The 4973-nt window shown below is 61.5% G+C and carries 5 protein-coding genes; 2 read left to right on the top strand and 3 right to left on the bottom strand.

Going from position 1 to position 4973, the window contains the following annotated elements; all coding sequences use genetic code 11:
- Positions 1 to 249: 249 nt before the first annotated feature.
- Entirely contained in the window at positions 250 to 546 is a 297-nt protein-coding gene (locus tag ACXWUF_RS18460) for a type II toxin-antitoxin system MqsR family toxin (protein ID WP_458503341.1), read from the top strand.
- 2 nt (positions 547 to 548) lie between these two features.
- On the top strand, positions 549 to 950 hold the full coding sequence (locus ACXWUF_RS18455; RefSeq protein ID WP_458503340.1) for a type II toxin-antitoxin system MqsA family antitoxin: 402 nt from the start codon (positions 549 to 551) through the stop codon (positions 948 to 950).
- 269 nt (positions 951 to 1219) lie between these two features.
- Here ACXWUF_RS18455 and ACXWUF_RS18450 read toward each other — a convergent pair whose 3' ends face one another.
- The 3 genes from ACXWUF_RS18450 to ACXWUF_RS18440 all read right to left on the bottom strand — a co-directional run.
- Positions 1220 to 1465: a hypothetical protein gene (locus ACXWUF_RS18450; RefSeq protein WP_458499393.1), complete on the bottom strand. Its 246-nt coding sequence runs from the start codon at positions 1463 to 1465 to the stop codon at positions 1220 to 1222.
- A 67-nt stretch (positions 1466 to 1532) separates the two neighbouring features.
- Positions 1533 to 3242, bottom strand: coding sequence for a group II intron reverse transcriptase/maturase (ltrA, locus tag ACXWUF_RS18445; protein WP_458503339.1), 1710 nt, complete (start codon positions 3240 to 3242; stop codon positions 1533 to 1535).
- 597 nt (positions 3243 to 3839) lie between these two features.
- Positions 3840 to 4973 (bottom strand): hypothetical protein (locus ACXWUF_RS18440; protein ID WP_458503338.1); only part of this gene is annotated, 1134 nt, incomplete at its 5' end.

The following is a 4973-nucleotide window of genomic DNA, read 5'->3' as shown; positions in this document are numbered from 1 at the left end:
CCTGGATGGCATGACCGTCAACCGGGATGTCCTGGCCAGGGATGTGTTGCTTTTGATTGCCGAGGTCAGGGGCAATTATTCAATCATGGCCGAATATGAAAACGGCACCGGCCCATCATCGGCGGCATGGCTGTTCGATTCGTTCTTCAAGGATTCGCCTTTCAAAACCACTTAGCCAAACGCTCAACGGGCCGACAACTCGGCGCTGACCAGCTTGCCAAAATAAACCAAGTAGGTTAGAAAACGTCCATGGAGAAACCCACCCCGCACTGCAAGCTGGCCAGGGTCAAAGCCCTCGTGGCCGCCGGCAAGGTCCGCGCGACCCGTTCGGCCCGGCTCGGGGCCACCGCGTTGGGACTGGAACTCTCCGACATGCTGGACGTGGTGATGGCGCTCACGCCGGCGGACTTCCACAAGAGCATGACCACCCATGCCGACCACACGGTATGGCAGGACGTGTACCGCCCGAGCACGCGGGTGGGCGACGTATACCTGAAGCTGACGGTCATCGACGATGTGTTGATCGTGTCCTTCAAGGAGCTATGACCATGAAATGTCCTGTCTGCGGCGCGGCGGAACTGATCCACGACACCCGCGACCTGCCCTACACCTACAAGGGCGAAAGCACCGTGATTCCCGCGGTGACCGCCGATTTCTGCCCCGCGTGCGATGAGTCCATCACCGGCATGGCCGAAACCGAGCGCGTCATGCGCGAGATGCGGGCGTTCAACAAGCAGGTGAACGCGGCCATTGTGGACCCCGGCTTCATTGCCGGCGTGCGCAAGAAACTCGACCTCGGACAGCGCGAGGCCGCCGAAATCTTCGGCGGCGGCATCAATGCCTTCTCACGCTATGAGAACGGCAAGACCAAGCCGCCGCTGGCCTTGGTCAAGCTGCTCAAACTGCTGGATCGCCACCCCGACCTGCTCAACGAGGTCAAGGCCGCCTGACCCTATCCCAGCGGCGGGCCGTCGCAGATAAAAAAGGGCCACCGGATAAAAATCCGGTGGCCCTTTTTGTCGTCGTCCCTCGCCGCGTCCCGGCGGGACGGGTTCCCTGTCGTCCCGCCGGAATGACCCTTCCCTGGGTGTAATGACCGGCATCCCTCCCGGACGCCGCCAACCTTGGCGGGGAAATCCTCCCCCGGCTTCTGCGGGGCGCATTGTCCCGTCCTTCCCGCCGCCCTCCCATACGGATTCATGCGGATGGCGTCCCCTCCCTAGCCCACCAGCCGCTTCGCCAGCGCCACCTCCAGGCTGTCCCCGTCCTGGTTCAGCACGTCGAGTCCCGTGTCGGGCATGTCGCCCGAGGTCGATTGGCTGACGGCGATCTTCTTCGCCATCAGCGCCAGGCAGTCGATCTGGGCCGTCTCCGCGTAGCCCAGGAAGAACACCTCCACCGCCCGCTTCTGGCCGATCCGCCAGGAGCGCCTGGAGGCCTGCTGGACGGTGTCGGGTAAGGACATGGCGTTGCCGCTACATCCTCCCCTAAGAACCGTACGTGAGAGTTTCCCCTCATACGGCTCAAGCCTTTCAAAGCCCCATTGCTGGAGCCGGTTTCACAACTTCAAGACCAAGGCTGTGAATCTGGCTGTGACAGTTCGGATGAACCATGACCAGATTTCCACGTTGGTTGGAGCCACCATCGACGCGACGGACGATGTGGTGGACGTGCCACCCCGTACCATTGGTGAGAGATTCACCGCAGACGGGGCACTTGCCCTCCTGCTCCGACCACAGGTGCAGCAGACGCTTGCGCCCGGCAAGGTTGGCCTTCATCTTGGTGCCGATACGGTCCTCGAAGTAGGTTTCCCATTCCGGGTCAAACGGATTTGCGTCTGCGCGAATAACGGTGTGCCTTTTGATCTTGGTGTCGCTTGCGCGGCGAAGCTCGATCCAGCGCCTTTCGCCGCCGATCCGATCCCCGCGTTCGCATGCAAACACCCAGGTTCGACCTCCGATCACATGGAAATAGCGTTCACGAATCCATGAGTTGTTTTTATTCGGGTGCCGACGTTTGGCCCACCGCCAAAGCGCACGCCAGATGTCGCGGTCCATGTATTGGAATTGCCGTGCGGCGACCACATGCCGATGGAAATTCGCCCAGCCTTGGATGACCGGGTTCAGCTTCTTGATCAGCGTGGCCTGCTTGGCCGTCTTGTGCGATTTGATGATTGTCCGAATCTTCTCGACGCAAGCCGAATAGTTGGCCGCTGAGGCTTTGATCAGCAGCTTCCCGTCGTACTTGCGCACGTTCTGACCCAGGAAATCAAAGCCGTCTTCGATGTGCGTTACCTTGGTTTTTTCCACGGATAATGAGAGTCCGCGTTCTGCCAAGAACCGCTCCAACAACGGCTTGACCTCATCGACCAACAGCTCCTTCGAGCTGCCGGTGATCACGAAGTCGTCTGCATACCGAATTAGGTGTACCTTTGGATGCACCCACTCCCCGTGCCGCCTCTTCCGATAGAAGGTCTTCGACAGCAACTGTTCGAGACCGTCCAGAGCGAAGTTCGCGAGCGTGGGTGAGATGATGCCGCCTTGTGGAGTTCCCGCGTCGGTGGCAGACCAAACCGTCTTTTCCATGAAACCGCACTTCAACCACGCCGCTAGCACCGGCTTTTCCATGGGCACGTTGCCCAGAAGCCAGTCATGGCTGATGTGGTCGAAGCATCCCTTTATGTCAGCCTCAAGTACCCATTCGGCTGCATCACGCCGTCCCAGTGCGATGAAGCACCGTTCGATGGCGTCAGCGACAGAGCGTTCCGGCCGGAAGCCATAGGAGCATCCGTCCGCCATCGTTTCCGACACGGGGAGCAAGCCCAGCAGGTAGAGTGCCTGCATGGCCCGGTCCCTCATCGTCGGAATTCCGAGCGGCCGTAGCTTTCCGTTCGCTTTGGGGATGTGGACGCGCCTCAGCGGTGAAGGGCGGTAACCCTTGCGCTTCAGTTCGTCCATGGCGCACAACTTCATTTCCGGGGTGTCCCATACAACCTTGTCCACGCCCGGAGTCTTCTTACCTTGGTTTTCAGTCACCCGCTTGACGGCAAGAGCCTTGCCGCTGAACGAGTGGGTCAGCAGCCATTGCAAGGCTTTCACCTTGCCCCAGCGGCCTTCCTGCGTCGCCTTTACGATGCGCGCTTGCAGCCTCCTGACTTCCCGGTGGCAGTTGGCCCAGTCGATGCCGTGCCATCCGCCCGAGTCGCCGGAGAGCGCACCCGCGCAAGTGATTTGCGTAGTCATTTGCTTTCTCTCCTATAAAGGTTCTTCAAACAATCTCGTAAAGAAAGACCATTGTGGAAGTCTGCCCGCTTTCGCGTGGGGTGATGTTGCCTCGCGGCTCAACCCCTATCCGTCCCATTACAGGTCGGCATTCGCTTTCTCCACATTTCCTCTACCCGCACCTCCAACAGCGTTCCTTGCGGTTCGCCTGCCCCAAGAGGCGAAGATACGGGCTTACCCTGTTCCCCTTGAATGACAATGATGGGTTAGACCCTGCCTATCCACCGGTGGTCGTTTTATCCGCGTGATCCCAGTCGTACAGAGGATCAACCGACCACGTACCTTTTGGTCCGAGCCTGTCAGCATCTTTGGCTCGCGCATTCATGACGATGTTTATCAGCAGTTCACTATCGTTAGTCGTACCATCAAGCCTAGCTCCCATCCGCGCCGATGCTCGCAGATAGCATCTGCCCCTCGCGGGGCCGATGCCGCCTTTCGGCGGGCTACATTGTCCCGATCGCTTCACACGCCGCCGTTACCAGCGACGCATGGATCGGTAGGCTACTGGTGGCGGAACACCAGGTTTCCTAACCCCTTTCCAAGAGTTGAAACAATCACTCAAGCGACTTCAGGTCGCACGTAGACGTTATAACCCGACTGCACATACACGATGGCCGGGAAGTCCAACAGGTCCAGGCCGGTCTTGACCAGTTCCGGGTTGGTGATGAGGACATCGACGCCCCGGTCCACCTGGTCGAGGATCCACTCCTCCCGCTTGGCCGTGTCCACGCTGGCCCGCAGCACCGCCGCCTTGAATTGCTCCGCTTGCAGCAGGTTCCTCAGGCGGCTGGCGTTGTCGCGGGTGCCGGTATATATGGTGTAGACCAGCACCTTCCGCCCCCGCGCCTTCTGCTCCCGGCAAATGCGGATCAGCTCCCGTTCCTTGGGGGCCGGCTCCATGTCGTCGAACAGCCTGCCCACGTAGGCCAGCAGGCTGCCGTTCCTGGGATGCTTGACCACCTCGTCGCGGAACGCGCAATCCGGCCAGGCCAGCAGGGCGTTGAGCACCACGCCCATCAAGCTCTTGTCCCCCTTGCGGAGGGCCTCCTTGAGCGCCGCGACCAGCCGGTCCTTGAGGCTCCGGTACTCGTCCGCCTGGCGGTCGGTCATGCCGACCTCGACGAAATGCTCGTCGTAGGGCGGCAGGATGTCGCCGCCGATGTCCCGGAGCTTGAGGAACACCGTGTACGGCAGCACGTAGCGGGCGATGCCCTTGGGGCCGAAGCCCGGCCCCTTCTTGGTGTGGACCGTCACCTTCCGGCCCTTGGCCGTGCGGTGGCTGCCCTCGTCGGTCTCCTTGTAGATGTCCTTGAGCACCCCGTGCTCGCGCATGAAGGCCAGCGCCGCCGGGGCGAGGCTCCCCCGCGCGTTGGCGGCGAAGCCGTCCTCCCGCATCCGCCGCCCCAGCACCCGCCACAGCAGGAAGAACAGGTCGTCGGCGTAGCCCCCCATCAGGGTGCCGGTCAGCAGGACCGCCTTGCGGCACTTGGCCGCCAGGACGCCCATGGCCTGCCCCTGGGCCGATCCGTCGGCCTTGTACTCGTGGCCCTCGTCCACGATCAGGAGGTCGAAGAAGCCGTCCGGTAGCTGCCTCTTGATGAATTCCGTGGGCTGGTAGCCGCCCTGGCCGAAGCCGAATTCCCGGTTCGAGAGGCCGCGTTCCAGTCGCGCCGCCTGCCGGTCGGAGAACAC

The sequence above is a fragment of the Methylomagnum sp. genome (genome assembly GCF_054333355.1).
This window is presented reverse-complemented; position numbering and strand designations above follow the sequence as displayed.